This is a genomic window from Anaerolineales bacterium, from assembly GCA_019637805.1.
In the GTDB taxonomy this organism is placed as follows: domain Bacteria; phylum Chloroflexota; class Anaerolineae; order Anaerolineales; family UBA11579; genus JAMCZK01.
In genome coordinates this window covers 772,309-797,841 of the sequence record JAHBVB010000002.1, presented here as the reverse complement: position 1 = coordinate 797,841, position 25,533 = coordinate 772,309, and the positions used below count along the sequence as shown (strand labels likewise).

Annotated in this window: 32 protein-coding genes and 1 tRNA gene; 21 read left to right on the top strand and 12 right to left on the bottom strand. The window is 60.4% G+C overall.

Features of this window, described 5'->3' with window-relative positions; translation table 11 throughout:
• Window positions 1-44 precede the first annotated feature (44 nt).
• The 6 genes from rnc to moaC form a co-directional block, all read right to left on the bottom strand.
• Entirely contained in the window at window positions 45-755 is a 711-nt protein-coding gene (rnc, locus tag KF885_09625; GenBank protein ID MBX3049417.1) for a ribonuclease III, read from the bottom strand.
• A 90-nt stretch (window positions 756-845) separates the two neighbouring features.
• Window positions 846-2,075 carry a beta-ketoacyl-ACP synthase II gene (gene fabF, locus KF885_09620; protein ID MBX3049416.1) on the bottom strand — a complete coding sequence of 410 codons (1,230 nt, stop codon included), beginning with the start codon at window positions 2,073-2,075 and terminating at the stop codon, window positions 846-848.
• A gap of 8 nt (window positions 2,076-2,083) precedes the next feature.
• The gene (locus tag KF885_09615; GenBank protein MBX3049415.1) at window positions 2,084-3,079 is read right to left on the bottom strand and encodes a pyridoxal-phosphate dependent enzyme; all 996 of its coding nucleotides are present in this window, start codon (window positions 3,077-3,079) and stop codon (window positions 2,084-2,086) included.
• A 90-nt stretch (window positions 3,080-3,169) separates the two neighbouring features.
• Window positions 3,170-3,874 (bottom strand): molybdopterin converting factor subunit 1, encoded by a 705-nt coding sequence (gene moaD / locus KF885_09610; protein MBX3049414.1) that lies wholly within the window; start codon window positions 3,872-3,874, stop codon window positions 3,170-3,172.
• The gene (locus tag KF885_09605) at window positions 3,867-4,040 is read right to left on the bottom strand and encodes a hypothetical protein (protein ID MBX3049413.1); all 174 of its coding nucleotides are present in this window, start codon (window positions 4,038-4,040) and stop codon (window positions 3,867-3,869) included. Before KF885_09605 ends, moaD begins: the two co-directional genes overlap by 8 nt.
• A 2-nt stretch (window positions 4,041-4,042) precedes the next feature.
• Window positions 4,043-4,528, bottom strand: coding sequence for a cyclic pyranopterin monophosphate synthase MoaC (gene moaC / locus KF885_09600; GenBank protein MBX3049412.1), 486 nt, complete (start codon window positions 4,526-4,528; stop codon window positions 4,043-4,045).
• Between the two features lie 139 nt (window positions 4,529-4,667).
• Between moaC and prfB the strand changes: the two genes are divergently transcribed.
• From prfB to KF885_09540, 12 genes are all read left to right on the top strand, one after another.
• Window positions 4,668-5,657 carry a peptide chain release factor 2 gene (gene prfB / locus KF885_09595; protein MBX3049411.1) on the top strand — a complete coding sequence of 330 codons (990 nt, stop codon included), beginning with the start codon at window positions 4,668-4,670 and terminating at the stop codon, window positions 5,655-5,657.
• Window positions 5,657-6,559 carry a cation transporter gene (locus KF885_09590; GenBank protein MBX3049410.1) on the top strand — a complete coding sequence of 301 codons (903 nt, stop codon included), beginning with the start codon at window positions 5,657-5,659 and terminating at the stop codon, window positions 6,557-6,559. Before prfB ends, KF885_09590 begins: the two co-directional genes overlap by 1 nt.
• A gap of 75 nt (window positions 6,560-6,634) precedes the next feature.
• Window positions 6,635-6,820, top strand: coding sequence for a 50S ribosomal protein L32 (gene rpmF, locus KF885_09585; protein ID MBX3049409.1), 186 nt, complete (start codon window positions 6,635-6,637; stop codon window positions 6,818-6,820).
• Window positions 6,821-7,116: 296 nt separating this feature from the next.
• Complete coding sequence (gene fabD, locus KF885_09580; protein MBX3049408.1) at window positions 7,117-8,070, top strand: ACP S-malonyltransferase; 954 nt, start codon at window positions 7,117-7,119, stop codon at window positions 8,068-8,070.
• A 41-nt stretch (window positions 8,071-8,111) separates the two neighbouring features.
• Complete coding sequence (gene fabG, locus KF885_09575) at window positions 8,112-8,873, top strand: 3-oxoacyl-[acyl-carrier-protein] reductase (GenBank protein MBX3049407.1); 762 nt, start codon at window positions 8,112-8,114, stop codon at window positions 8,871-8,873.
• A gap of 11 nt (window positions 8,874-8,884) precedes the next feature.
• Window positions 8,885-9,202, top strand: coding sequence for an Asp23/Gls24 family envelope stress response protein (locus KF885_09570; protein ID MBX3049406.1), 318 nt, complete (start codon window positions 8,885-8,887; stop codon window positions 9,200-9,202).
• Window positions 9,203-9,208: 6 nt separating this feature from the next.
• Entirely contained in the window at window positions 9,209-9,664 is a 456-nt protein-coding gene (gene nusB / locus KF885_09565) for a transcription antitermination factor NusB (GenBank protein MBX3049405.1), read from the top strand.
• 4 nt (window positions 9,665-9,668) lie between these two features.
• The gene (locus tag KF885_09560) at window positions 9,669-10,034 is read left to right on the top strand and encodes a twin-arginine translocase TatA/TatE family subunit (protein ID MBX3049404.1); all 366 of its coding nucleotides are present in this window, start codon (window positions 9,669-9,671) and stop codon (window positions 10,032-10,034) included.
• Window positions 10,035-10,039: 5 nt separating this feature from the next.
• Window positions 10,040-10,897, top strand: a complete 858-nt coding sequence (locus KF885_09555) for a twin-arginine translocase subunit TatC (GenBank protein ID MBX3049403.1) — start codon at window positions 10,040-10,042, stop codon at window positions 10,895-10,897.
• Entirely contained in the window at window positions 10,894-12,162 is a 1,269-nt protein-coding gene (locus KF885_09550; GenBank protein ID MBX3049402.1) for a hypothetical protein, read from the top strand. Before KF885_09555 ends, KF885_09550 begins: the two co-directional genes overlap by 4 nt.
• Before the next feature lie 46 nt (window positions 12,163-12,208).
• Window positions 12,209-12,649 carry a hypothetical protein gene (locus KF885_09545; GenBank protein ID MBX3049401.1) on the top strand — a complete coding sequence of 147 codons (441 nt, stop codon included), beginning with the start codon at window positions 12,209-12,211 and terminating at the stop codon, window positions 12,647-12,649.
• 29 nt (window positions 12,650-12,678) lie between these two features.
• Complete coding sequence (locus tag KF885_09540) at window positions 12,679-13,038, top strand: YtxH domain-containing protein (protein ID MBX3049400.1); 360 nt, start codon at window positions 12,679-12,681, stop codon at window positions 13,036-13,038.
• A 53-nt stretch (window positions 13,039-13,091) separates the two neighbouring features.
• On the opposite strand, the gene KF885_09535 is transcribed toward KF885_09540, so the two are convergent.
• Complete coding sequence (locus KF885_09535; GenBank protein MBX3049399.1) at window positions 13,092-14,633, bottom strand: NAD(P)H-hydrate dehydratase; 1,542 nt, start codon at window positions 14,631-14,633, stop codon at window positions 13,092-13,094.
• A 65-nt stretch (window positions 14,634-14,698) separates the two neighbouring features.
• Window positions 14,699-14,783, bottom strand: a tRNA-Leu gene (locus tag KF885_09530).
• 83 nt (window positions 14,784-14,866) lie between these two features.
• Here KF885_09530 and plsX point away from each other — a divergent pair.
• The 3 genes from plsX (at window position 14,867) to KF885_09515 (ending at window position 17,086) form a co-directional block, all read left to right on the top strand.
• Entirely contained in the window at window positions 14,867-15,877 is a 1,011-nt protein-coding gene (gene plsX / locus KF885_09525; GenBank protein ID MBX3049398.1) for a phosphate acyltransferase PlsX, read from the top strand.
• Window positions 15,878-15,879: 2 nt separating this feature from the next.
• On the top strand, window positions 15,880-16,566 hold the full coding sequence (locus KF885_09520; protein ID MBX3049397.1) for a hypothetical protein: 687 nt from the start codon (window positions 15,880-15,882) through the stop codon (window positions 16,564-16,566).
• Window positions 16,567-16,639: 73 nt separating this feature from the next.
• Window positions 16,640-17,086, top strand: a complete 447-nt coding sequence (locus KF885_09515; protein ID MBX3049396.1) for a hypothetical protein — start codon at window positions 16,640-16,642, stop codon at window positions 17,084-17,086.
• Between the two features lie 70 nt (window positions 17,087-17,156).
• Here the strand turns inward: KF885_09515 and KF885_09510 are convergent, their stop codons facing one another.
• Both KF885_09510 and KF885_09505 read right to left on the bottom strand, forming a co-directional pair.
• Window positions 17,157-17,561 carry a DoxX family protein gene (locus tag KF885_09510; GenBank protein ID MBX3049395.1) on the bottom strand — a complete coding sequence of 135 codons (405 nt, stop codon included), beginning with the start codon at window positions 17,559-17,561 and terminating at the stop codon, window positions 17,157-17,159.
• A gap of 51 nt (window positions 17,562-17,612) precedes the next feature.
• Window positions 17,613-17,993, bottom strand: coding sequence for a DoxX family protein (locus tag KF885_09505; protein ID MBX3049394.1), 381 nt, complete (start codon window positions 17,991-17,993; stop codon window positions 17,613-17,615).
• Window positions 17,994-18,107: 114 nt separating this feature from the next.
• On the opposite strand from KF885_09505, the gene KF885_09500 reads away from it, so the two are divergent.
• The 3 genes from KF885_09500 (at window position 18,108) to KF885_09490 (ending at window position 21,040) form a co-directional block, all read left to right on the top strand.
• Window positions 18,108-18,800 carry a TetR family transcriptional regulator gene (locus KF885_09500; protein MBX3049393.1) on the top strand — a complete coding sequence of 231 codons (693 nt, stop codon included), beginning with the start codon at window positions 18,108-18,110 and terminating at the stop codon, window positions 18,798-18,800.
• Between the two features lie 10 nt (window positions 18,801-18,810).
• On the top strand, window positions 18,811-20,316 hold the full coding sequence (locus KF885_09495; protein ID MBX3049392.1) for a carboxypeptidase M32: 1,506 nt from the start codon (window positions 18,811-18,813) through the stop codon (window positions 20,314-20,316).
• Between the two features lie 121 nt (window positions 20,317-20,437).
• Entirely contained in the window at window positions 20,438-21,040 is a 603-nt protein-coding gene (locus KF885_09490; GenBank protein MBX3049391.1) for a hypothetical protein, read from the top strand.
• Between the two features lie 51 nt (window positions 21,041-21,091).
• On the opposite strand, the gene KF885_09485 is transcribed toward KF885_09490, so the two are convergent.
• Window positions 21,092-21,490 (bottom strand): DUF1801 domain-containing protein, encoded by a 399-nt coding sequence (locus KF885_09485; protein ID MBX3049390.1) that lies wholly within the window; start codon window positions 21,488-21,490, stop codon window positions 21,092-21,094.
• 4 nt (window positions 21,491-21,494) lie between these two features.
• Window positions 21,495-22,055, bottom strand: a complete 561-nt coding sequence (locus KF885_09480) for a DinB family protein (GenBank protein ID MBX3049389.1) — start codon at window positions 22,053-22,055, stop codon at window positions 21,495-21,497.
• A 79-nt stretch (window positions 22,056-22,134) separates the two neighbouring features.
• On the opposite strand from KF885_09480, the gene KF885_09475 reads away from it, so the two are divergent.
• From KF885_09475 to pyrB, 3 genes are all read left to right on the top strand, one after another.
• Window positions 22,135-23,229, top strand: coding sequence for an inositol-3-phosphate synthase (locus tag KF885_09475; protein MBX3049388.1), 1,095 nt, complete (start codon window positions 22,135-22,137; stop codon window positions 23,227-23,229).
• 246 nt (window positions 23,230-23,475) lie between these two features.
• Complete coding sequence (locus KF885_09470; GenBank protein ID MBX3049387.1) at window positions 23,476-24,534, top strand: amidohydrolase family protein; 1,059 nt, start codon at window positions 23,476-23,478, stop codon at window positions 24,532-24,534.
• A 12-nt stretch (window positions 24,535-24,546) separates the two neighbouring features.
• On the top strand, window positions 24,547-25,533 hold the full coding sequence (gene pyrB, locus KF885_09465; GenBank protein MBX3049386.1) for an aspartate carbamoyltransferase: 987 nt from the start codon (window positions 24,547-24,549) through the stop codon (window positions 25,531-25,533).

The following is a 25,533-nucleotide window of genomic DNA, read 5'->3' as shown; positions in this document are numbered from 1 at the left end:
TCGTTAGGTTGCCGCATCACAAACGGATGCTTCAGCGCCAACCGCTACATCCTTTCCATTTTCTGCAAAGCCTCACGCGCCGCCTCTTTGCTGGCCGCTTGTTTGCTGGAGCCTTCACCCCGGCCAATCGAGCGCCCTTCGACCAGCACCTCCACAACAAAGTGTTTGCTGTGGTCCGGACCAGTTTCTTCCACAATCTTGTAAAACGGGGCAGAGTTACCCTCTGCCTGCACGGCTTCCTGCAGCATGCTCTTTGGGTCCCGGTCGCCCAGGCGGCTGATCTTCTCCTCAGCTACCTCAAGCATGGGATGCACAAAATCACGCACAGATTCTATGCCGCCATCCAGGTACAAGGCGCCGATCAAAGCTTCAAAAGCGTTGCAGAGCATGGCCTGCCGGGTGCGCCCCCCGCCCTCCTCTTCGCCATGCCCAATGCGCAAGGCGCGCCCGATGCCGACCTCTGCGCCAAATTGCCCCAGTTGCTCTGTGCTCACCAGGGCAGCCCGCCGCCGGGTCATCTCCCCTTCGGACATGTAGGGAAAATAGCGGTAGAGCCAGGCGCCTACGACAAAGTCCAGGACGGCATCGCCGAGAAACTCAAGACGCTCGTTATCCTCTAACGCCTCGGCGTGCTCGTTCAGAAAAGAACGATGTGTCAGCGCTCTGGCCAGCAGGCGCATATCCTTAATTGGCAAGCCTAAGCGAGCAGCGAAGCTCTGGGGTGTTTCCAGCCCGGGGCCGTGTGCATTCGACATCATGCCTCCCGGAACTCAAGGAACGACAGCCACCCCTCGAATGAGGGGTGGCTAGCGGTCCGCTAGTTCCATTATGCAATTGTAATCGGGTTATTGGTACTTGCGCACAGCCAACACCGCGTTGTGGCCGCCAAAGCCAAAAGCGTTGGTCAGGGCCACGTCCACCTTGGTTTCGCGGGCCTTGTTGGGCACGTAATCCAGGTCGCAGTCCGGGTCTGGCTCCAGGTAATTGATGGTTGGGGCAATCAAACCGTTGCGGATGGTCTGCACACAGAAGATGGTCTCCAGGGCGCCGGTAGCACCCATCATATGGCCGGTCACGCCCTTGGTGGAGGAAACGGCCAGCTTGTAGGCTTGCTCGCCAAACACGGATTTGATGGCGCGTGTCTCGGAGAGATCATTGAGCACCGTGCCAGTACCGTGGGCGTTGATGTAATCCACCTGGTCCAAATTGATGCCAGCCACGTCCAGGGCATTGCGGATCGCCTGAGCGCCGCCAATGCCTTCGGAATGCGGGGCGGTGATGTGATATGCGTCTGCCGAGGAGGAATAACCAGCCAATTCGGCGAGAATGGTGGCACCGCGCGCCTTGGCATGCGACTCGGTTTCCATCACCAGAACCGCCGCCCCTTCGCCGATCACCAGCCCATCCCGCCGCTTATCGAACGGGCTGGGCGTGCCCTCCAGACGGCGAGACATGGCCTGCATACGGTCAAAGGCGGAGACAGCCGTCTTGGTGATGACTGCTTCAGCCGCGCCGGCAATGGCCACATCGATCATGCCGGAGCGCAGCATCATCCACGCCGTGCCAATCCCATCCTGGCCGGAGGCGCAGGCAGAGGCGACCGAGAGCGCCGGTCCTTTGGGGCCGTGGTCGATGCCGACCAGGCCTGCGGCGCCGTTGGGCATCAGCATCGGGATCATGAAAGGGCTGACGCGCCGCGGACCCTCCTGAAAAGCGGCCAGCACGCCCTCTTCCATGGAGGTCAGCCCGCCCACAGCTGCAGAAATGACGGTGCCGATGCGGGCAGCGTTCTTTTCCGTGATCTCAAGGCCGGATTGCTGGATGGCCTGCTGGGCCGCGGCGGCGGCAAACAATTCATAGCGGTCGCGGCGGCGGGTCTCGCGCGGGTCGACATACAGCGTAGGATCGAAGTCCTTGATCTCGCAGGCCACCTTGACCAAATGATCACTGCTGTCGAACAGCGTGATCGGACCCAAGCCCGACACACCATTCACTGCGTTCTGCCAGCTTTCTTCGACCGACTTGCCGACAGCATTGACGGTCCCCATGCCTGTAATTACGATTTTCTCAGCCATTTCACTCCTTAAAGCGCTTTAAGGCCAGAACCGGTGAGCACCAGCACAACCGGGTCTGGCAATGCCTCTGCCACTTGGGACAAGGCAGCCCATACGATGGCAGATGTTGGCTCTACAAATAACCCTACCGAGGCCAGAGCGTCGCGGGCGGGCAGGATCTCATTCTCTTCCACTGCGGCAAATTGTCCACCGCTGCGTTCCACGGCGGCGAGCAGCGCATCGCCGCGCAGCGGCTGGCGCACACGCACGCCTTCTGCGAGGGTTTCGCCTTCGGTCACCCAGGCCAGGCCCGCATAACCCTGGGTGGAAAGAGACCACAAAGGGGCGCAGGCACGCGCCTGGACACCAATGAGCTGTGGCAACGCGGCAATTTTGCCGGCGGCCAGCAGGGTCTCGAAGCCAAGCGCAATGCCCAACAACAGGCTGCCGTGTCCCACCGGAGCGAGCACGGCGCCGGGGGCGCGGCCTAACTGCTCACACAACTCATAGGCTATGGTGGCAATGCCCGGCAGCCCAAAGGGCAAATAAGCATGGCTGGCGTACACCGCGCCGTCGGCGGCAGCACGCTGCACCGCATCAGCCGCAGCCGAGCGGGGTCCTTCCACCGCCTGCAGCTCAGCCCCATAGGCTTCGATCTGCTTGCGTTTGGGGCCGGAGGCCGCAGCAGGCACGAAGATCCGGGCGCGGATGCCCGCCCGGGCCGCATAGGCAGCAAAAGACGCGCCGGCATTGCCGGAAGAATCTTCCACGGCTTCGTCAACTCCACGGCTCAAAAGCCAACTGGCCAAGAGCGCACTGCCGCGGTCCTTGTATGATCCGCTGGGATTTTGAGATTCAAGCTTAAAAGCCAGCTGCTTGCCAAAGCCCTGCCCAAACACCAGAGGCGTATTGCCTTCCCCCAAACTGATCTGCTGTCCATCGCTTGGCAGGCCCAGGCTTTTGAGATAGCGCCAAATGCCGGCCTGGCTGGCGTCAAGCTCGGAGTAGCTAAGCGGACCGGCCAAGCCGTATACCCCGCTGCACTGGCAGCGGTACGGCATACCCTCGCTGGGATATGACCGCCCACAATTGCTGCACTTGAATTCAACCACCGGCTAGTCACCCACCTCTGGAATATACTCCCCTTCGACCCATTCTTCACCTTGCGGGCCAACTTCTTTTTTCCACACGGGGACAATCTCTTTCAGCCGGTCAATGCCATAGCGGGCGGCCTCAAACACACCGCTGTCACGATGGGCTGCGCTGCACGCGATGACCACCGTGGGCGTGCCGGGCAGCAAAACGCCAATACGCTGCACAATCGCAATGCCTTGCACTGCTGGCCAGCGCGCGCGGATCTCCGCTGCCACCTGACGCATCTTGGCTTCGGCCATCGGGACGTAGGCTTCGTACTCGAGGCGAATAGTCTCATGCGGCAGCTCGCGCAGGGTCTGGCCGCGCACCATGCCACTGAAAGTGCAGGTGGCGCCTGTGCTGGGGGTGGTAATGCCCGCCAGCAACTGGTTCAAGTCGATTTGATGCTCTGTGACCGAGAAGACCTCAGGTGCCCCACTGCCGCCGCTGACGGGAGGGAACACGGCCACTTGGGCGCCGTCTGGCAGCAAGTCCTCATCAAAGGCATATTCCTGATTGACGGCGACCAGCAGGCTGGCTCTGCCCTGGGGCAGCTGGGGAAACTGGGCCGCCAACTGCCGACGAAAGTCAGCCACACGGCTGCCGGCCGGCAATTCCAGCTCGGCTTCGGCCACGCCGGCCTTGTCTTTCAGCGTGGCGAAAAAGAAAACCTGCACTCTAGTCACGCGGCTGGCTCTGTTTAGGAGATTTGGCTTGCTTGGCCTCAGCGGCTTTGCGCCGGGCAATTTCCTGCAAGGTGAAGACGCTGCGGCCGCTTACGCGCATGGCGCTCTTTTTCTTCTGCAGCTTTTTCTCGCGGCGCTGCCATTTGGCGTCTTGAACCTTGGGCATACTTACTCCGCGGCGTGATAATCGCCGCTTTTGCCGCCCGTCTTGCTCAGCAAGCGAATGTTCTCAATCCGCATGCTTTTCTCGGCAGACTTGGCCATGTCATAGAGCGTTAGCGCTGCCACGGAAACGGCGGTCAGAGCTTCCATCTCTACACCGGTTTTGCCGGTGATGCGCACAGTGGCTGTGACGCGCACCCCAGGCAGATCATCCTTCAATTCGAATTCAACCGCCACATGCTCCAAGGGCAATGTGTGACAGAAGGGAATAAGCTCCGCGGTGCGCTTGGCGGCCTGAATGCCCGCCACCTGCGCAACGGCCAGCGCATCGCCCTTTTGAAGGGCATTGGCGCGCAGCAAGGCCAGGGTCTCAGGCTGCATGCGCACCCACCCTTCCGCTACGGCAATGCGCTGGCTGGCGGGCTTCTCGCCCACATCCACCATCCGGGCGCGACCGCTCTGATCTACATGACTTAGTTTGGCAGCAGACATACACAGATTATAGCAACGAAGCCCTCTGGGCTTTGATATGATTGACTTATGCAAGAGATTATTGATCGTCTGACAAACTCCCAGCAGCGCATCCACGCGCTCTTGGAGCGTCTTTGACTTAGCCCAACGCGAAACTGAACTGGCCGAACTGGAGAAGCAAACGGCTGCGCCAGACCTGTGGGACGACCCACAGGCAGCCCAGCAATTGATGAAGCGCGCCGCTGCGCTGCGCGATGATATCGAGACCTGGCGCAAGCTGGAGAATCGCATCAGCGATGCGTTGGAACTGGCTGGGCTGGGTGACGAGAACCTGTCAGAAGAGTTGGGCAGCGAGTCGACTGCTTTGGAGCGCGAGCTCGAGCAGCGTGAGCTGCGTACCATGCTCTCCGGCGATTACGACGCGGGCGATGCGCTGCTGAGCATCAATGCCGGGGCGGGCGGCACCGACTCACAGGACTGGGCTGCCATGCTGCAGCGCATGTACCTGCGCTGGGCGGAAGAATCCGGCTACAAGACCGAGATCCTGGACCAAACCCCCGGCGAAGAAGCCGGCATTAAAAGCGTGACCATCGCCATCGGCGGGCAATACGCCTATGGTTACCTACGCCCGGAAAAGGGCGTGCACCGCCTGGTGCGCCTCTCGCCCTTTGACTCGGCCAATCGCCGGCACACCTCCTTCGCCCAGGTGGAAGTGCTGCCGCAGGTGGAAGATGCCGATGTGCAGATCAACCCCAATGACCTGAAGATCGAGACCTTCCGCTCCGGCGGCGCCGGCGGGCAAAACGTGCAAAAGAACGACACCGCCGTGCGCATCACGCACCTGCCCACTGGTCTGGTGGCCAGCTGCCAAAACGAGCGCTCGCAAACCCAAAACCGCGAAAATGCCATGCGCGTGCTGAAGGCGCGCCTGCTGGAAGTGCAGCAGGCTGAAAAAGAAAAAGAATTGGCCCTGCTGCGTGGCGATTACCAGAAAGCGGAATGGGGCAGCCAGATCCGCTCCTACGTGCTGCACCCCTACCAGATGGTCAAAGACCATCGCACGGACCACGAAAGCGGCAATACGCAGGCCGTCCTGGATGGTGACTTGGACGAATTCATTGAGGCATATTTGCGCTCCCAGATCAAGTAATGGAACGCAGCTTTCTCACCCGCTATGCCTGGCTGTCCATCGCCGCCGCGGTGGCGACAATTGCCCTGAAAACCACCGCCTATTGGCTGACCGATTCGGTGGGCTTGCTCTCCGACGCGGTCGAATCGCTGGTAAACCTGGCGGGAGGCGTACTGGCCCTGGTGGTGCTCAACATCGCCGCCCAGCCGCCGGATGAGGAGCACGCCTACGGCCACAGCAAGGCGGAATATTTCTCCAGCGGTGTGGAAGGCGGGCTGATCTTGCTGGCGGCGGTGAGCATCGCCTGGGCCGCCATCCAGCGTCTGCTATACCCGCAACCGCTGGAAGATATCGGCCTGGGCTTGGCCGTCTCAGTGACGGCTTCGCTGATCAACCTGGGGGTCGCCCTGGTGATCCGCAGGGCCGGCCAGCGCCACAATTCGCCGGCTTTGCAAGCCAATAGCCAGCACTTGCTCACCGACGTGTGGACCTCCGCCGGGGTGCTGCTGGCGGTAGGCCTGGTGGCGCTGAGCGGCTGGGGCTGGCTGGACCCGGTTGTGGCGCTGATCGTGGCCTTGAACATCACCTGGACCGGCTACCGCATCCTGCGCCAATCAACCGAGGGCTTGATGGACACGGCCCTGCCCGCCGAAGAGCTGTCCCAGATCCAGCAAATTTTGGATAGATACACTCAGGACTCGGTGCAGTTTCACGCTCTGCGCACGCGGCAATCCGGGGCGCGGCGCTTCGTCTCGATGCACGTGCTGGTGCCCGGCGACTGGAGCGTGCGCCGCGGCCACGGTCTGCTGGAGCAGCTAGAAGGGGAGATCCGGGCCAGCTTGGAGAACGCTACGGTCTTCACGCACCTGGAGGCACTGGAAGATGCAGCCAGTTGGGATGATCAAAGCTTGGATCGATCATAAAAACTCGACTTGCATGAAAAGTTCTGTTGGGTATAATTATTGGCTGTTGATCAAAGGACTAATTAAGGTAAGGAAATGACGCCACTTCCAAAACGAAAAGTTTCCAAGGGCCGCCGGGACCGCCGCCGCGCCCATGACAGTTTGCAGGTCCGCAACACGGCAACCTGCTCCAACTGTGGGCAGACCCGTCTGCCTCACCGTGCCTGCCCGAACTGCGGCCACTACAAAGGCCGTGAAGTGATCAAGGTGGAGCGCGACTAAGCACGCACAAAAAACGGGCCACGGCCCGTTTTTCGTTTAAAATGTTTGTCACCCTAGGTTCATAGCCATTGGGTATTTTTTTGGAGAGCCATGGCCACTTATGCTCAAATACAAGCTTATGTGAAGCAAGAACATGGATATACGCCGAAGACTTGTTGGATTACTCACATGAAAGAAAAAAGCGGGTTGCCCGTAACTCGGGCACATAACAGACAGTCTGAAGTGCGCCTTCTACCCTGCCCTGAGAGCAAAGAAGACAGCATTTTAGAAGCATTTCGACATTACGGGCTTTTGAAATGACCCCAGACCCCAAAACCACCGCCTTCATTTTCCCCGGACAGGGATCGCAAAAGATCGGCATGGGCAAGGAATTGTCCGCCGCTCACCCCGAAGCCAAAGCCATCTTCCAGCAAGCCGATGACACGCTGGGTTTCGCTTTCTCCAGCTTGTGCTGGGATGGCCCGGAAGCCGAACTGAACGATACGATCAACACGCAGCCCGCCCTATTCGTACACAGTATTGCCGCCCTGCGCGTCTTCGAGAAACTGTGGCCCGGGTTCCAGCCCGCCTTTGTGGCTGGCCACAGCCTGGGTGAGCTGAGTGCGGCCGTGGCTGCTGGGGCGCTGGACTTCGCCGCCGGGTTGCGGCTGGTACGCCGGCGCGGCGAACTGATGAAGCAAGCCGGCCAGCGTTCGCCGGGCGGCATGGCCGCCATCCTGGGGCTGGACATCCCGGCTGTGGAAGCAGCCTGTGCCAACGCCAGCACGGCCGACGAAGTCGCCCAGGTAGCCAACGACAACTGCCCGGGCCAGGTGGTCATCTCCGGCCATTCGGCGGCTGTGGAACGCGCCATGGAAGCCGCCAAAGCAGCCGGAGCCAAGCGCGCTCTGCCGCTGGCCGTGAGCATCGCCGCCCATTCTCCGCTGATGGCCAGCGTGCAAAGCGAATTTGCCGCGGCCATCGCCGAGGCCAACCCAGGCGAGCCAGCTATCCCCATGATTGGCAATGTTGAGGCTGCGGCGCTGGCCGACGCGGCGGCGCTGCGCGCCGACCTGGAAGCGCAGCTGACCGCCCGCGTGCGCTGGACCGAAAGCATCCAGATCATGCACCGCTCTGGCGTGACCCAGTTCATTGAGCTCGGCACTGGCAGCGTGCTGACTGGTCTATTGAAACGTATCGAGAGCGAGGCTCAGGGCATCGCCCTGGGTGAGCCCGCCGACTTTGAAAAAGCCCTCGCCGAAACCAGCTAAACGCCGGTTGGTATAATCTCCCCGCAGTAAAGGACCTTACCATGCCCGTAAACCCCACCCCCCTCGCAGACCAGGTCGCCGTGGTCACTGGCGGCTCACGCGGCATTGGCCGTGCCATCGCCATTGAGCTGGCCGCCCGCGGCGCCAAAGTGATCATCAACTACAACAGCAACGGCAAAGCCGCCCAGGATGTGGTTATGGAGATCGTCAAAGCCGGCGGCCAGGCCGCCGCGCTGATCGGCGATGTGGCCAAGTCTGAAGACGCCCAGGCGCTGATCAAAGGCGCCATCGAAAAATGGGGAAGCATCGACATCCTGGTCAACAATGCTGGCATCACCCGAGATATGTTGATCATGATGATGTCCGAAGAGTCTTGGGATGCGGTCATGGACACCAACCTCAAAGGCACCTTCAACTGCTCCAAAGCCGCCGCCCGGCATATGATGAAAGCCCGCCGCGGCCGCATCATCAACATCACCTCCATTTCTGGCCAAATTGGCAATGCCGGCCAAACCAACTATTCGGCCTCGAAAGCTGGCCAAATCGGCTTCACCAAGGCGCTGGCGCGCGAGGTGGCTTCTCGCAATGTGACCGTCAACGCCATTGCGGCCGGCTATATTGATACGGAAATTTGGGACAGCGTGCCGGAGGAGATGCAGGCGGCCACAGTTAACATGATCCCGCTGGGCCGCAAGGGCCAGCCGGAAGAAATTGCGAAAGCCGTGGCCTTCCTGGCCTCGGATGAAGCCGCCTACATCACCGGCCAGGTACTGGCTGTGGATGGCGGGTTGGCCATGTTCTAAAGGCGGCCCCCATGCGAAACCCCGATACGACCACTGTTGCACCCGATGTACTGCAATCGATCGCCCGGCTCACGGCTCTGGATGTGCCCGGCGTGTACGCTATGCTGGCGCACGGCGTAGGCCGCCGCTCCGACCAGGGGGTGCACGTGAAGATCGATGGCAATCATGTCGAGATGGATCTGTTTCTGGTATTGGAGAGCGGGGTCAACCTGCGCCAGGTGGGCCATGAGGTGCAGGCAGCGGTAACCCGCGCCATCGACGAAATGGTGGGCATGCAGCCCGGTCGCATCAATATCCACATCGAAGACATCTATTACCCGAACAGCTGACCCGAGATGAAACCAAGGACACGGGCACGCAGTCTGGCGCTGCAAGCACTTTACGAGATCGACCTCACCGATCACCTGCCCGGTCATGTCCTGCAAGTTCGTTTCAGTGAACACCAACTGGAGCAGGAGCTGGAGGAGTTTGCCCGGCATTTGGTACTGGGCGTACTGCCCTTGCGCCAACGTCTGGATGCGTATATTGCGGAGCACGCACCCGAGTGGCCAATCGACCAAGTTTCCGTAATCGACCGCAATCTGATCCGCATGGCCGTGTGGGAATTTGCCGTCAGTGGTGAAACACCAGTCAAGGTCGCTATCAACGAAGCCGTGGAACTGGCCAAGCGCTACGGTTCGGACAGCTCGTCCCGTTTCGTCAACGGCGTGCTGGGCAGCCTGGCAGACCGCCGCGAAGAGATCGGGCAAACGCTCAGTTCGCTGGCCCCGTTGGGCGACGAGAAGAGCTAGCGCCATGGAATTCCTGGGAATTGGCATTACGGAACTGCTTGCCATTCTGATCATCGTCTTCCTGGTGATGGGGCCGCGCGACCTGGTGAAAATTGGCGGCAGCTTGGGGCGCACCCTGCACAAATTTCGCAATTCCGAAGCCTGGCGCGCCATGCAAGACGCCAGCCGGCAACTGCGCGAATTCCCTGAAACACTGGTTCGCCAGGCAGGCCTGGATGAACTGGAAAGTGACCTGAAGGAACAAAAGCAAGCCTTACGCGAACTGGAAGGCCAATTCAGCGCCTGGACGCGCTCGCCGGATTCCCTGTCCCAGAAAACCCAAGCCCCCAAGGACCCTGCTGCAGGCGACAACCCACAAGAGGCTAAGTAATGCGGGTGGCGCTTACTGTCCTGTGGCGCGGCCTGACCGCTCCCTTCCGCTGGGTCGCCCGCGGTTTGGACCGGTTGACGGCAGGACCGCGGCGATTCTTTGGCGAGGAACCCGAGGATTCACCCTTGGGCGAAGCCGTACAAAAGGCCGTCGCCCGCCCTAACGAAGTGCTGGCGCACTTGGCCGCCCTGCGCGGCCATTTGTTGCGGGCGACATTGGCCATGGCCCTGGCCGCCATCATTCTGTTCGAATTCTCCGGAACGCTGCTGGACTGGCTGGCTGCCCCGGTGGGCGGCTTGGAGGCCTTGCAAGCGGTGGACATCACCGAGCCGATCGGGACCGTGATGCGTGTTACTTTATTGGCCAGCTTTGCCGTCACCCTGCCTTACATCGCGCTGGAATTGCTACTGTTTGTGGCCCCCGGCATTTCGCGCAAGGCGCGCATCCTCGGCCTGCTGGCGATCCCGCTGGTGTTCGTATTGTTTGCCGCCGGGGTAACGTTCACCTATTATGTGTTGCTGCCACCTGCGGTCAATTTCTTGCTCAACTTCATGGACATCCCCACGATTGTGCGGCCTTCCTCCTATATCGGCTTTGCCACAGGACTGATGTTCTGGGTCGGCCTTTCTTTTGAATTTCCCCTGGTGTCCTACACGCTGGCGGCCATGGGCTTACTCCCAGCCCGCTGGCTGGCGCAAAATTGGCGTATCGCCGTGGTCCTACTGGCCGTGCTGGCCGCAGCCATTACGCCCACAGTCGACCCGATAAACATGATGCTGGTGTGGATCCCGCTCAGCCTGATCTACTTTCTCAGTGTGGGCACAGCCGCCCTGGGCCAACGCACCCGCCGGAGATTGTCATGAAGCGATTGTTCTGCCTATTTCTTACCCTGGCATTATCCGCATGCAGCGGTCAGACCACCCAGCTCAGCAGCTACGAATTGCCGCGCTCAGTGGATGTGACCTTTAGCGCACTGCTGCCCCAAGACACGCCAGCCGGGGAGCAGATCTTCCTGGTGCTGTTGGATGACGTGACTGGATTGGCATTGAACACGCAACCAATCGCCATGCATTCCACCGGGGAGCAAAGCGTCAGCCTAAAAATGAGCGTGCCGCAGGGCAGCTTGCTGAAGTATCGCTATATGCGTCAGGGGGCCGCCGGCAGTGCCAATGAAGCCGCCGCCGACGGCGCAGCGATCGAGTTTCGGGCCTTCTACGTGGATGGCCCAGGGCACGTGGCGCACGACATGGTGGCGGCGTGGACGGACATGCGCGTAGAGCAGGAGACCGGCCAGGTAAGCGGGCAGCTGACAGCGGCAGACGGCAGCCCATTGGCCAATATGGTGGTGGTTGCCGCCGGCCTGCAAACCCGCACCGACCCAGAAGGTCAGTTCGTGCTGCCCGGCTTGTTGCAAGGACTGCACAATGTGTTGGCTTACTCCGCCAACGGCAGCCAGCGGACCTTCCAGCAGGGCGCGCTGGTGGCGGCCCATAGTGATACGCCGGCCACGATTGAAGTGCAGCCCAGCAGCCTGGCGACTGTCACCTTCTGGCTGACGCCTCCCGCAGACCATACCGCCGGAACCCCCGTGTTCCTGACCGGCAATCTGGATAGCCTGGCCGCCCGCCCGCTGATGATCTCGCAAGCGGACGGACGTTATGGCCTGATCTTGCAATTGCCGACCGGTGTGGACATTCGCTACAAATATACGCTGGGAGACGGCCTGTGGAACGCGGAGCACCTGGCGGATGGCAGCTTTTTGCTGCGCCAACTGATCATCCCGGACGGCACCAGTGAGCTGGAGATCCACGACCAGGCCGTCTCCTGGTCGGCCGGGTCTGCCGCGCCCATCTGGTTTGAGCTGCAGGCGCCGGTGGATAACCTGCTGGCCTATGTGCAATTCAAGCTCGGCGATTGGTCCACCCCGCTGCCAATGTGGCCGCTTGGGCCGGGACACTGGGCCTACCGACTCAACAGTCCCACCAACTTTGCACAAATGCTGGAGTACCGCTACTGCCTGGACCCCGCCTGCACCGTGTTGGACAGTGCGGGCATCCGCAGCGTAGAAGGCAACCAGCCACAACTGCAAGAGATCCGAGATGTCGTAGCAGGCTGGCAAAGCGAATAAAAACGCAAATCCCAATGGGTATAATTAGATCTGGAAGGGAAATTTTGTGAGCTACGACTCGTATGAAGACAGCCCCATCTACGCAGAGGGGCAGACCACAGACAATTCTTCCCGCAACCTGATGATCGGGTTGGTTGTGCTGGGCATTTTGATGCTTGCGGGTCTGGTCGCGGCGATCTACTTCCTGCTGCAGCCTGGGGCGCCTACGGAAACCGTGCGGGATATTCTGATTATCCTGGTTGCCTTTGAGTTCCTGCTGGTGGGTTTGGCCTTGCTGCTATTGTTGGTGCAAGTGGCGCGTCTGGTCAATTTGCTCAACAACGAAGTGCGCCCCATCCTGGAATCTGCCACCGAGGCCGCAGACACGATGCGCGGCACAACCCAATTCATAAGTGATAAACTCGTGGCCCCCATCGTTAAGGTTAATAGCGGCGCAGCGGCAGTCCGCCGTGCGCTGGACCTATTACGACTATGGGTTAACAAATAATCGGGTTAACCAAATTTAAGGAGTGTGACATGTCTGACAGAAATGGTGATTTTGGAGCTTTCTTTTCCGGCCTGCTGATGGGCGGCATTATCGGTGCGGTGAGTGCTCTGCTGATGGCCCCGCAATCCGGCGAAGAGACCCGCAAGCTGTTGCGTGAAAGAGGCATTGAACTGCGCGATATGAGCAGTGACGCCCTGGAGAAGGCTGCCGCTGAGGCACGTGAGCGTGCCGATGAACTGACCCGCCTGGCGCGTGAACAGGCCAAGGATCTGCGTGGCCGCGCCGAAGATGTCCGTACCCGCGGTGAAGCCGCGATCGAGGACATTCGCCTGCGCGGTGAAGCGGCCGTAGAAGCTGCCAAGACCCCGCGTGGCGGCAAGAAGAACTAAGAACACGATCTGTATATGAGCATAAAGGACTGGCCTGGCCAGTCCTTTATTGTTTAACCCATTGCGGCTGCGATGGCCGCGGGCAGCTCCGCCAGCAGATCGCTGGGCAGAACACCAGCCGCGGTGCCCAGGCGACTTAAGGCACGCTCGCCCGTATGTCCATGCAGCCATACTGCGGCGCAAGCAGCCTGGTAGGAGGACACCCCCTGCGCCAGTAATCCGGTGATGAGGCCTGCCAGAACGTCTCCGCTGCCGGCACGGGAAAGCACCGGGGTGGCCAACGGCAGGGTAGCGCTGCGCCCGTCTGGCGCGGCCACCACGCTAAAGGCGCCTTTCAAGACCAGCACCTGTCGCCAGGTCTGAGCATAGCGCTCGGCCACTGCCAGCCTGTCGGCCTGGATGTGCTCCACACTCAAGCCGCTAAGTGCGGCCATCTCGCCCGGGTGCGGGGTCAGCACGCTATCCGCTCTCAGGCGACCTGGCCAATCTCCGATCTCCGTCAGCCAGCGCAAGGCGTCTGCGTCGATGACTGTAGGCGGCAGAGCCAAACCCAGTGCAGCACGCACAAAGGCACCTGTGCCGGGTTGCTGGCCCAATCCCGGTCCCAGCAACAAGCCCGTTGCGCGCGGCAAAGCGGCCGCCAGATCAGCCGCGGCGGCCTCGGCGATGGCGCCAGCCTCGCTCGGTAGGACCGACCAAACCGCCTCAGGCAAGTGCCCGGCCAGCATTGCCTGCACCGCTGCCGTGGTTCCCACGCGCACTAGGCCACTGCCCACCCGGTAGGCAGCCTGAGCGGCCAGTAAGGCCGCTCCGGGATACGCCTGGGAACCGGCCACAACCAGGGCGGTGCCAAAGGTGCCTTTGTGCGCGTCCAGGGGGCGCGGCGGCAGGGTCTGGCGCACCATAGGACGGTCGATTACCGCGCGCGGAATGGCGGCCCAGGCAGGCAGGTCCTGCGGTAGGCCAATATCGCCAATCTCTAATTGCCCTAGATAGGGCCAGGCACTGGTGGTCAGCATGCCTTGCTTTACGGCAGCCATGCATACGGTCAGGTCTGCGGCCAGGGCCTCAGGGGCGACTGCACCAGTCCGGCAATCCATTCCAGAAGGACAATCGACGGCGACCACCAGCGGCCGCGTGGCCAGGTTGTTGAGTATTTGGACGGTCAGGTCCAACGCATCGGCAAACGCCGGGCGCAGCGGAAGGCGCATGCCGGTGCCTAACAGGCCATCCAACAGCACGGCACATTTTTGCAGAGCAGTTTGGGCCAGATCTGGCGCAAAGGATGAAATCCGCACGCCCCCACTTTGTGCAGCGAGCAGCAGGTCATCCTCAGCCGGCCTTCCGCCGACCAACAGCGCTTGGGTCTGCCAGCCCGCTTCAGCCAACAACCGCAAAGCCACCAAGGCGTCTCCGCCATTGTTTCCAGGCCCCACCAGGGCCACTATATTCTTCTCAAGGGAATGACTATGCGCAATCACGGCTTGCGCTAAAGAAGTGCCCGCAGCCTGCATCATGTGAGCGTAAGACCAGCCTGCAGCGTCTGCCGCCCGTTCAATGGCGACCATCTCATCGACTGTGACCAGTTTCGCCATAGGTTGATTATAGGTTAAATCAAAGACAGCGAGCAGCCCATCACAATGAGTCGCTCGCTGTCGATTGGTGCGCTGGGTGGGAATCGAACCCACACGCCTTGCGGCACATGGCCCTCAACCATGCCTGTCTACCAGTTCCAGCACCAGCGCAGACAAGGAATTATAATGCCCGCAACCTTAGTGTCAAGCAACAGCGGTTTTGGTAAACCCCTGATCCACTTTTTGGAGGATAGATGCGTATCGTTCTGGACGCCATGGGCAGTGACAACCATCCTGCACCGGAGGTTGAAGCCGCAGTGGAACTAGCCCCAAGCATGGGCGCAGACCTGATCCTGGTGGGCGATGCCCCCCGTCTGAAGGAGATGCTGGGTTCACGCGCTGCCGGTATAGAAGTGGTTAATGCGCCGGAAGTATTCGAAATGAGCGATCACATCGGCCCTGGCGCCCTGCGCCGCTCGCAAAACTCCATGGGCGTGGCCCTGGATCTGGTCAAAAGCGGCGAAGCGGCCGCGTTCGTCACAGCAGGCAACACGGGCGGCGCGCTGGCCATCGCCTTAGCCCGCCTGGGCCGCCTGCAAGGCGTGCTGCGCCCCGCCCTGACCGTGATGTACCCGGTCAAGGGCGGTCGCTGTGTGGCGCTGGATATCGGCGCCAACGCCGAATGCAAGCCGGAATACTTGCAGCAGTTTGCCCTGATGGGCGCCGTATACGCGGAAGAGATCCTGGGTATCAGCAGCCCGCGCATCGGCCTGATCTCTAATGGCGAGGAGGAAGGCAAAGGCAACGACCTGATCAAGGCTACCTTCCCGCTGATCGCCGCCAGCGGCCTCAACTTCGTGGGCAACATGGAGAGCAAAGAACTGTTCGGCGGGCAGGCAGACGTTGCCGTGACCGATGGCTTCACCGGCAACGTGCTGATGAAGACGGCCGAAGCCGTGGCCAAGCTGATCACCGAGCGCCTGCGCGAAGAGCTGATGGCCTCCCCGCTGACAAAGATCGGCGGTCTGCTCTCGCGCCCAGCCTTCCGCCGGCTGCGCAAAGACCTGGACCCGGGCGAGATCGGCGCGGCGACCTTGCTGGGCGTCAACGGGCTGGTGTTCATCGGTCACGGCCGCTCAGACGGGCGCGCCATCGTCAGTGCGGTCAAGCTGGCGCAGCGCTCCGCGCAGGTAGGCCTGCTGGACAGCCTGCGCATGCGCATTGAGCAGGGTCTGAGCCAGGTCACTGCGCCAGCCAGCGAATGACCATGCATATTCATAACAACGAAGCGCTATATAAACGAAACATCCGTGGGTCTTTTGTGGCCAGCCTGCTGGGCATGCTGGCGCTGGTCGGGTCCGTGTACGTGTTGTTCGGGGAGGGCCAATTCGGCCTCTACCTGCTTTTCCTGGTATTGGGCATCGTGCTGGTCCAGGTGGGTTCTTGGTTCAGCCGCTGGGGCCGCCGGGCCGACCAGGGTTTCAACAAGGCGCTCGGTTCGCTGGACAACCATTTCAGCCTGTATCACTACCGTTCGCCGGTAGCGCACCTGCTGGTGGCTCCCAGCGGTGTTTGGATGCTGCTGCCGCGGCATACCCGCGGCCAGGTGAGCTATGACAGCCAAAAAAAGCGCTGGACGGTTAAGCTGCCCAACATCTTGGCGCGACTGGGACAGGAAGGCATCGGCCGCCCAGTGGCTGAAGCCTCGATAGACGCCGAAGCAATCGACCGCTTCCTGCAAAAGCACTGGCCGGACGCACAGTTGCGTATCCAGGCGGTCTTGGTGATGATGGATGAGAATACCGAGGTCGAGCGCGTGGCTGGCGCCCCCATCCCGACTGCTTCCATCAAGAAGCTCAAGCACACTTTGCAAAAAGGCGATCCAAAAGCTCACCTGACTGCGGCACAACGAGACAAGCTCAACCGCCTGCTGCACCAGCATTACCCAGCCTGACAAAAGCGCGCAGGTATTCTTCATGGTGTATAGTGAGGCCGAACTAATCTTTCCAAAAACCTAAGGAGCATTTATGGCTACAGAAAAGGCAACACCCAAGAAGACAGCAAAGAGTAGCAAACCCGCCGCCAGCAAACGCACGGCCACGTCCCCGGCGGTCAGCGAAGCAGCCAGCGTGGATATGGCCGCAGTCGGTAAATGGAGTTTCCTGGTCGGCCTGACCCTGGCCGCAGTCCTGGGCGTCCTGCCTTCCACTCAGCTCAATCCCGTGGTTACCGATTGGGCCCGCTATATCCTTATGCTGTTGGGTCTGGTTGGTGGTGTGCTGTTCATCAATAAGGCAGAAGAAAATTCTTTCATCATCCTGTCCATCGGTCTGGCCTTGTTTGGCAATTCCCTCGGAGCCATTCCCCAGATTGGCACCTACCTGTCTGGCATTAATGGCGCGCTGGTCTTCTTCCTGGGCTTTGCGGTGATTGGCGTCGTGGTCCGTAACATCATTTCCTGGTTCACGCGCTAACCAACTGGAATCAAGAACAAAAAAAGGCGGCCAGCTGGCCGCCTTTTTTGTTCTGTGCTGTTTGCAGGATTTAGATGCCGAAGAAGGCGTCCAGAGAAAGGGCGCCAGCACCGGTGAAGACCAGCGCCAGAGCAGCCACCAGCAGGGTGAACTCCAACTCCCAACCGCCCACGAAATCGGCTTTGGCCATGCCGATCTTCACGCCACGAATGGCCACCAGCATTACAGCAACAAAGCCCAGCGCCACCAGCGGAGTGAAGATGCCCAGAGCCAGCAAAACGGCCCCAAGGGTTTCCCACAAAGAAACCACCCAACCCATCAGACCCGCGGCAGGCACCTTAAGCTGCTGCAGGAAGCCGGCAAACTTGCCGACATCTTTGATCTTGGGCAAGCCATGAGCCCAAAAAACATAGGCTACGCCCAAGCGCAAGATCAAGAGACCCCAATCGGAATACTGCGTAATAAAATCAAACATGTTGCTCCTTAAAGAAGATAATTTTGACGAAATGACACGATGTCATTTTGCTCACAGATTTATGCGGCGACAAGATCCCAGCGGCCCCAGGCCACAAACAGCGCCAACAACAACAGCACTAGATTGATGACTATCGCCGGGTGTTCCTTTCGTGAAAAGTGGAAACCCGAGGCCAACACCATCACCAGCGCCAACAACGCCGCCGCCACAGGCGTGAGCCAGGGCAGCACCCCTGACAGCATCGGCAAGAACCCCCAACCCACCGGCGATCTCCGCCAAGCCGATGAAGCGCAGCAATGGAGGGGATACGGCAGACATCCAAGCCATGGCAGGCTGCGCGGCAGCCTGCTGGGCGCGAAACGCCTTGTTATAGCCAGCAGCGATAAAACCCAACCCCAACAGGCCCTGGGCGATCCAAAGAATGATATTCATGCAGCTCCTTGTGTAAACAACACTTGTAGTGTATGCTACAGATGATAGCTAAGTTGACCAATTCGTCAACCAACAAAGAACCGAGTATGTTCGCTATGCGACAAAAGGCCAAGAATGTTGATTAACCAACTTGCCACTACCGAGCGCGAGGACCCGCGCATCACGCGCACGCGCAATCTGCTGATTGATGCGCTCAACGAACTGATGGGCGAGAAAAGTTTCGAGTCGATCACGGTCAGTGAGATCGCCGAGCGCGCCACCTTGAACCGGGCTACTTTCTATGCGCATTTCCAGGACAAATTCTCCCTGCTGGAGTATTCCATCCGCAGCCTGGTACGCACCCAACTGCACGCGGAGCTGAGCGCCGACCCCGGCCTGACCGAGATGATCGAAAAGATGCTGCGGGTGGTCTGTGGGCTGCTCGAGGGCTATGAAAAGCACTGCCCTGCCCCACGCGGCCAAATGCAGGCTTTGTCCGAAAAGCAAATCAAGGACGAGATTTACACTCTGCTGCTGCAGCGTCTGGAGACCAGCAAACCTAACCGCCCGCAGCAAGCCTCTGTGCAGCAAACCGCCATGGTGACCAGCTGGGCCATCTATGGCGCGGCATTCCAGTGGAGCCAGCAAAACAAACGACAGCCGGTGGCGGAGCTGGTGCGCCAGGTGCTGCCGCTGATCACCGCCAATTTGCAAGCCTATCTACCCGTCAAGCCAGAGCCGTTGGCCAGCCCGCAGCGGGCGGCTGCCGGGCGGGCTCCCTCCGGCTTGCTTAGCTACAATTTGCGCCTCCACCCCCAATTCATCTAAAGGACTACCCATGGAAAAGAAACTGAAAGAACTGAAAACGCGGCTCGAAGAAGTCTCCAACCTAAATAGCGCCACCGCCGTACTAGGCTGGGACCAGGCCACCTTTATGCCTCCCGCCGGAGCCAACAGCCGCGGCCGCCAGATGGCGACTCTGGCCAGTTTAAGCCAGGAGAAGTTCACCGACCCGGCGATCGGCAAGCTGCTGGATGAACTGCAGCCCTACGCTGAAGGCCTGCCCTACGACTCTGATGACGCGGCGCTGATCCGCAAGACGCGCAGCGATTACGAAAAGGCCGTCAAAGTGCCACCGGCTTGGGTAGCGAAATTTAGCACCCATTCTGCCGTGAGCTACCAGGCTTGGACCGAAGCACGCCCCGCCAACAACTTCAAAGCCGTGGAAGACAAGCTCAAGACCACGCTTGACCTGAGTCGCGAATACGCCAACTTCTTCCCCGGATACGAGCACATCGCCGACCCGCTGATCGACGGACCCGACCCGGGCATGAAGGCATCTGACATCCGCCGCGTCTTCGGCGAGTTGCGCGAACAGCTGGTACCGCTGGTCAAGACCATCACCGAACAGGCAATGGCGGATGACAGCCCGCTGCGCGCTGGCTACCCGGAGGACGAACAGCTGGCTTTCGGCATGCAGGTTGCCAAGGACTATGGCTTCGACTTCAACCGGGGCCGCCAGGACAAAAGCCCGCACCCGTTCATGACCAGCTTCGCCATTGACGATGTGCGCATCACCACACGCGTGCAGGAAGGCGACCTCTCCGACGCGCTGTTTAGCACGCTGCACGAGACCGGCCATGCCCTGTATGAGTTGGGCATTGACCCGGCCCTGGAAGGTACACCACTGGCGGGCGGCACGTCCTCCGGTGTGCACGAGAGCCAATCACGCACCTGGGAGAACATCATCGGTCGCAGCCGCGGCTTCTGGGAGCATTACTACCCCAAGCTGCAGAAGCAGTTCCCCGGCCAGCTGAACAGAGTCTCGCTGGACGAGTTCTATCGGGCGATCAACAAAGTCTCACGCTCCCTGATCCGCACGGATGCCGACGAGGTGACCTACAACCTGCATGTGATGCTGCGCTTCGAGCTGGAGCTGGAGCTGCTCGAAGGCAAGCTGGAAGTTAAGGACTTGCCGGAAGCCTGGCACGCCCGTTACCAGGCCGACCTGGGCATTCACGCCCCCAGTGATGTGGACGGCGTGCTGCAAGATGTGCACTGGTATGGCGGCGCGATCGGCGGAGAGTTTCAAGGCTACACCCTGGGCAACATTATGAGCGCGTTGTTTTACGACGCAGCGCTCAAGGCACACCCAGACATTCCCCAGCAGACCGGCCAAGGCCAGTTCGGCACACTGCACAGTTGGCTGAAGGACAACTTGTACCGGCACGGCTCCAAGTTCACTCCGAACGAGCTGATCGAGCGGGTGACTGGCGGTCCCCTACGCATCGAGCCGTACATCCAGTATCTAAAAACAAAATACGGCGAACTGTATACGCTCTAAGAAAAACGGCGGGCCAATGGCCCGCCGTTTTTTTTGTATAGATAAGCGCCAAATTAATGCGCTCAGTCTGCGGGCTGGGCTGGGTACAATGCGTTGGCTGATTTGAGATTAAGGAGGCCTGATGAAAAGAACCCTATTGATCCCGATATTTTTGGCTGCGGCCATGCTGCTGAGCGCCTGCGGCCTGTCTGAAGCGGATCTGCAAGCCACGGTGACGCAGGCGGTGGGCGATGCAGTCACCACCGTGCACGCGCAATATACCCAGGTGGCCTTGCTGACCCCCAGCCCGACCAACACAGAGCCACCCACCAGCACGCCTGATGTCACCGAGACACCGCTGTTCACGCCAACCAGCCCGGCAGCGGGCGGCGCGGGGACCGGCACAGGCGGCACCTGTGATGTGATGGGCTTCCTGGCGGATGTGACGGTGAGCGATGGTGAAGAGATCGCGGCCAATACGCCGTTCACCAAAACCTGGCAGGTGCGCAACGCGGGTACCTGCGAGTGGTCCACCAGCTATACGCTGATCTACAGCAGCGGCGATCAAATGGGCGGCACCAGCGGCCAACCGCTCAGCGTGGCAGTGCCTTCTGGTGGCAGCACGGAAATATCAGTAACTCTGACGGCCCCCGCCACGGCCGGTGACTATACCGGTTGGTGGGCGTTGGCGAATGCCAGCGGACAGGCTTTTGGCTATTTGTCAGTTGTGATCAAGGTTCCTTAGCTCAAGTCTATGCATACAAACAGAGGCCGCTGAAAAGCGGCCTCTGTTTATTTAATCTTCCTCGCCAGGAAACGGCGTCAGGTCCACAGCCGCTTGGAGCAGCGCAGCCACTTCAGGCGCCTCCACATCTGCCAGAGCACCGATCTTCATGTGGCGGGCGTATTTCCCGGTACCCTGCAGCAGACCTTCGGGGTCAGGCATGTCGACACCACGCGGAAAGCCCAGGTTGACGTACTCGCTGTAGAGAATCACGACGCAAATGATGTGCTTGTACGTGTCGGCGTAACCGTAACCCAGCAGGCTGGCTTTGATATCAATTTGCTCTTTGACACGCGGCTCAATATCGAAGATACGCTCACGCAGGGCCAGAGCCAGATTGCGCACATCCGGCGCATAGTTGGACAGGAAGTCTTCCAAGTCTTCTGAAATTGTTTTGCGGACATTCATCATCGGTTCACCATTCCAGCGGGGACGCTCCCAAGAGCCCACGGACGTCATTGATGTGATGCAAGTTGTGATAGAGCGTGAAAAACAACAGTTCGCGCAGGGTGAGCTTGCCCAGCAGAGGGTGTGGCACAGCTGCCTTGTCCAAGTCTTCATCCTGCCAAGTGGCGGCTGCGGCTTCCAAGCGGGAAGCATCCTTGCGCCAGCTCTCCAGAAGCTTTTGCTGGGCGGCCTGCGGGTCGGCGGGTTGGTCGTCCACCTCGGCCACAAATTGGGCCGGGGCAACGCCTCCCTGTCCCAACGCGGCCCGGTAGGCTGCCACCAGCTCAGGGAATGGGCGGCTGTGGCCCGGTGAGCCCCAAATCAAACCAGACACGCGGCGAGGCACACGCAAAGCCAGCGTGACCGGACGCACAGAAATACTTAGATGGGCCAAGTTCTCCGCCGGGGACCAAACCCCAGCTGGGTGTTGGAAGAAATCCTGGCTGGGGATGCCGGCAAAGTATTCATATACCTGGCGGTCCATGTCGACAAGGCTGGCGTGGATCTCCGAAAGCGAATAAGGGTTCACGCTGCAATCATAACGCCATCCGACAGCCAGCTGGAATGCTAGGGTTATAATCCCCCAAGAACCACAGCAAAGGAGACAAATGTCTAAATCTTCCAAAGTACGCGTCGCCATTATTGGCGTCGGCAACTGCGCAAATTCCTTGGTGCAGGGCGTAGAGTATTACAAGAACGCCTCGGAGACCGATGAAGTCCCCGGCTTGATGCATGTCAATCTGGGCGGCTATCACATCCGCGATATCGAGTTCAGCGCTGCCTTTGATGTGGTATCCACCAAGGTGGGCAAGGACCTGAGCGAGGCCATCTGGGCCTACCCCAACAACACGATCAAGTTCGCTGATGTGCCGCACCTGGGCGTGCCGGTGCAGCGCGGCATGACGCACGACGGCCTGGGCAAGTACCTACGGGAGGTGGTGGAGAAGGCGCCGGGCTCCACGGCGGATATCGCCCGCATCCTGCAGGAAACTGGAACAGATGTGGTGATCAACTACCTGCCGGTGGGGTCCGAAATGGCCACCAAATGGTACGTGGAGCAGATCCTGGAAGCCGGCGTGGCGCTGGTGAACTGCATCCCGGTGTTCATCGCCAGCCAGGAGTATTGGGGCCAACGCTTTGCGGAGCACGGCCTGCCGATCATCGGCGATGATATCAAGAGCCAGGTAGGCGCCACGATCACGCACCGCGAGCTGGCTCGCCTGTTCGTGGAGCGCGGCGTGCATTTGGACCACACCTACCAGCTAAACTTTGGCGGCAACATGGACTTTTACAACATGCTGGAGCGCGAGCGTTTGGAGTCGAAGAAGATCTCCAAGACCGGTGCGGTGACCAGCATGCTGCCCTATGAGATGAACCCCGACGATGTGCATGTCGGCCCCAGTGACTATGTGCCCTGGCTGACCGACCGCAAATGGGCGCATATGCGCCTGGAAGGCCGCTCGTTTGGGGATGTGCCGCTGAACATCGAGGTCAAGCTGGAAGTGTGGGACTCGCCCAACTCGGCTGGCGTGGTCATCGATGCGGTGCGCTGCGCCAAAGTGGCCCTAGACCGCGGCATGAGCGGCCCGCTGATCGCGCCGTCCGCTTACCTGATGAAGACCCCGCCCCAGCAGATTCCCGATGACTTGGCGCGTAAAGCCATGGAGGAATTCATTGAGGGCGAAAACGTGATCGCCGAATAAACCTGAAACACACAAATCACAGGGCCGGGTGCATACCTGGCCCTGTTTGATTCTTCCGCCGGATTCTATTGTAGGTGTTGCGCTTGTTACAAGTTTGCCAATATGGGTTGTTGTGCTGGCTTGACGAAAGCGCTGGATTTTGTACAATAGGCAGGACATGCACGAAACGCCACACCAACTTCCCCTGTACGTCAGCGCCCAAGAGAACAGTCTCTTGGGCGCTTTTTTTGTGCCTGGCGGCGACCGATGCTGACGCGCCTGCCCGCCCTGGCCGATGTGCATGTGCACCTGCGCGAACCTGGCGCGACGCACAAGGAGGACTGGGCCAGCGGCACGGCGGCGGCGCTGGCCGGCGGCATCACCACCGTGTTGGCGATGCCCAACACGCTGCCGACGATCAATTCGGCCGAAACGCTGGCGGCCGGCCTGGCGCTGGCAGCCGGCAAAGCCCACTGCGATTACGGCCAGTACATCGGCGGCGCTAGCGGCAATGCGGCCACAACCGCCTCCGTCGCCCCCTTGGCGGCCGGGCTGAAGCTATACCTGGACCAGACCTACGGCGACTTGAAGCTGGACGACATGCGCGACTGGCTGCCGCACTTCGCCGCCTGGCCGCAGGACTGGCCATTGTGTGTGCATGCCGAAAGCAAGACGATGGCGGCGGCCATCCTGCTGGCCGCGCTGCACGACCGGCCGGTGCACATTTGCCACGTCTCGCTGGCAGAAGAGATCGCCCTCATCCGCTCGGCTAAGCAAGCCGGCCTCAAAGTGACCTGCGAGGTGTGCCCGCAGCACCTGTTCCTGTGCGAGGACGACATCCCCGCGCTGGGCGCCGGGCGGGCCGAGGTGCGCCCGCGGCTGGCGAGCAAAGCCGACCAAGAGGCGTTGTGGGCCAACCTGGACGTAGTGGACTGCTTCGCCACGGACCACGCCCCACACACGCTGGAGGAGAAGGACAGCGCCACACCACCGCCCGGTTACCCTGGGCTGGAGACCATGCTGCCGCTGCTGCTGAATGCGTCCCGCGAGAGCCGGCTGACGCTGGACGACATCATTGCCCGCCTGCACAGCAACCCCCAGCGCATCTTTCGCCTGCCGGAGCAGCCAGAGACTTACGTGGAGGTAGATCTTAACAGCCGCTATGAAATCCGCGCAGCCGAGCAGCACACCCGCTGCGGCTGGACGCCCTTCGAGGGTTGGCAGGTGAACGGCCGGGTGGTGCGCGTGACACTGCGCGGGCAAACAGCCTATGAAGACGGCCGCCTGCGGGCTGCCCCGGGCAGCGGACGGCCCATTCGTCATTAAATGGAGGAACCTATGACCCCTTTATCCAGTGCGATCAATACCTTTAGCCTGCCCTTTGGCGAGCAACGCAACGCTCCGCTGTACGGGCAGGACATCCTTTCAGTGAACCAATTCAGCCGGGAGGATCTGACCTACATCTACCGGGTGGCCCACGAAATGCGCAGCATCGTAGAGCGGATTGGCAGCTTCGATCTGCTCAAAGGGAAAATCCTGGCCAATTTGTTTTACGAACCTTCCACGCGGACTTCCTCCTCCTTCACGGCGGCGATGGAACGGCTGGGCGGCTCGGTGATCCCGATCAACAATGTGCAGTACTCTTCGGTATCCAAAGGCGAATCGCTGCCCGACACGGTGCGCACGCTGGAATGCTATGCGGATGTGATCGTGCTGCGTCATCCAGAAGTAGGCTCCTGTGCCCTGGCGGCACAGTACGCCAAAAAGCCGATCATCAACGCCGGCGACGGCATTGGTGAGCACCCCACTCAGGCGCTGTTGGACCTGTTCACCATCTTTGAGGAGCTGGGCAACCCGGAAGGACTGAGTGTGACCTTGCTGGGCGACCTGAAGAACGGCCGCACGGTGCACTCGCTGGCGCGGCTGCTGGCCTTGTTCAACGTCAAGCTAAACTATGTCTCACCGCAAGTGCTGAAGATGCCGGAGGAGATCGTAGCCGAGCTGAGCAAGAAGAATGTGAAACAGGAAGCATTCAGCGAGCTGGACGGCATCTTGCCGGAGACCGATGTGCTGTATGTAACCCGCGTGCAGAAAGAGCGCTTCGCCAGCCTGGAAGAGTATGAGCAGCTCAAAGACCTGTATGTGATCACGCCTGAGACGATGAAAGCCGCCAAGCAAAGGATGATCGTAATGCACCCTCTGCCGCGGGTCGGCGAGATCAGCATGGATGTAGATGATGACCCACGGGCGGCCTATTTCCGCCAGATGGAGTACGGCATGTACACGCGCATGGCCTTGCTGGCCATGGTGCTGGGAAAGGCATAG

Coding starts and splice junctions, on each gene's coding strand:
- fabG (MBX3049407.1), top strand. CDS start 8,112: ATGCCCGTAAACCCCACCCCCCTCGCAGACCAGGTCGCCGTGGTCACT.
- KF885_09550 (MBX3049402.1), top strand. CDS start 10,894: ATGAAGCGATTGTTCTGCCTATTTCTTACCCTGGCATTATCCGCATGC.
- KF885_09560 (MBX3049404.1), top strand. CDS start 9,669: ATGGAATTCCTGGGAATTGGCATTACGGAACTGCTTGCCATTCTGATC.
- fabF (MBX3049416.1), bottom strand. CDS start 2,075: ATGGCTGAGAAAATCGTAATTACAGGCATGGGGACCGTCAATGCTGTC.
- KF885_09535 (MBX3049399.1), bottom strand. CDS start 14,633: ATGGCGAAACTGGTCACAGTCGATGAGATGGTCGCCATTGAACGGGCG.
- KF885_09510 (MBX3049395.1), bottom strand. CDS start 17,561: ATGTTTGATTTTATTACGCAGTATTCCGATTGGGGTCTCTTGATCTTG.
- KF885_09485 (MBX3049390.1), bottom strand. CDS start 21,490: ATGATGAATGTCCGCAAAACAATTTCAGAAGACTTGGAAGACTTCCTG.
- KF885_09520 (MBX3049397.1), top strand. CDS start 15,880: ATGCATATTCATAACAACGAAGCGCTATATAAACGAAACATCCGTGGG.
- KF885_09490 (MBX3049391.1), top strand. CDS start 20,438: ATGAAAAGAACCCTATTGATCCCGATATTTTTGGCTGCGGCCATGCTG.
- KF885_09540 (MBX3049400.1), top strand. CDS start 12,679: ATGTCTGACAGAAATGGTGATTTTGGAGCTTTCTTTTCCGGCCTGCTG.
- plsX (MBX3049398.1), top strand. CDS start 14,867: ATGCGTATCGTTCTGGACGCCATGGGCAGTGACAACCATCCTGCACCG.
- KF885_09500 (MBX3049393.1), top strand. CDS start 18,108: ATGTTGATTAACCAACTTGCCACTACCGAGCGCGAGGACCCGCGCATC.
- KF885_09570 (MBX3049406.1), top strand. CDS start 8,885: ATGCGAAACCCCGATACGACCACTGTTGCACCCGATGTACTGCAATCG.
- KF885_09495 (MBX3049392.1), top strand. CDS start 18,811: ATGGAAAAGAAACTGAAAGAACTGAAAACGCGGCTCGAAGAAGTCTCC.
- pyrB (MBX3049386.1), top strand. CDS start 24,547: ATGACCCCTTTATCCAGTGCGATCAATACCTTTAGCCTGCCCTTTGGC.
- moaC (MBX3049412.1), bottom strand. CDS start 4,528: ATGTCTGCTGCCAAACTAAGTCATGTAGATCAGAGCGGTCGCGCCCGG.
- KF885_09470 (MBX3049387.1), top strand. CDS start 23,476: ATGCTGACGCGCCTGCCCGCCCTGGCCGATGTGCATGTGCACCTGCGC.
- fabD (MBX3049408.1), top strand. CDS start 7,117: ATGACCCCAGACCCCAAAACCACCGCCTTCATTTTCCCCGGACAGGGA.
- KF885_09515 (MBX3049396.1), top strand. CDS start 16,640: ATGGCTACAGAAAAGGCAACACCCAAGAAGACAGCAAAGAGTAGCAAA.
- KF885_09590 (MBX3049410.1), top strand. CDS start 5,657: ATGGAACGCAGCTTTCTCACCCGCTATGCCTGGCTGTCCATCGCCGCC.
- rnc (MBX3049417.1), bottom strand. CDS start 755: ATGTCGAATGCACACGGCCCCGGGCTGGAAACACCCCAGAGCTTCGCT.
- nusB (MBX3049405.1), top strand. CDS start 9,209: ATGAAACCAAGGACACGGGCACGCAGTCTGGCGCTGCAAGCACTTTAC.
- rpmF (MBX3049409.1), top strand. CDS start 6,635: ATGACGCCACTTCCAAAACGAAAAGTTTCCAAGGGCCGCCGGGACCGC.
- KF885_09505 (MBX3049394.1), bottom strand. CDS start 17,993: ATGAATATCATTCTTTGGATCGCCCAGGGCCTGTTGGGGTTGGGTTTT.
- KF885_09605 (MBX3049413.1), bottom strand. CDS start 4,040: ATGCCCAAGGTTCAAGACGCCAAATGGCAGCGCCGCGAGAAAAAGCTG.
- KF885_09475 (MBX3049388.1), top strand. CDS start 22,135: ATGTCTAAATCTTCCAAAGTACGCGTCGCCATTATTGGCGTCGGCAAC.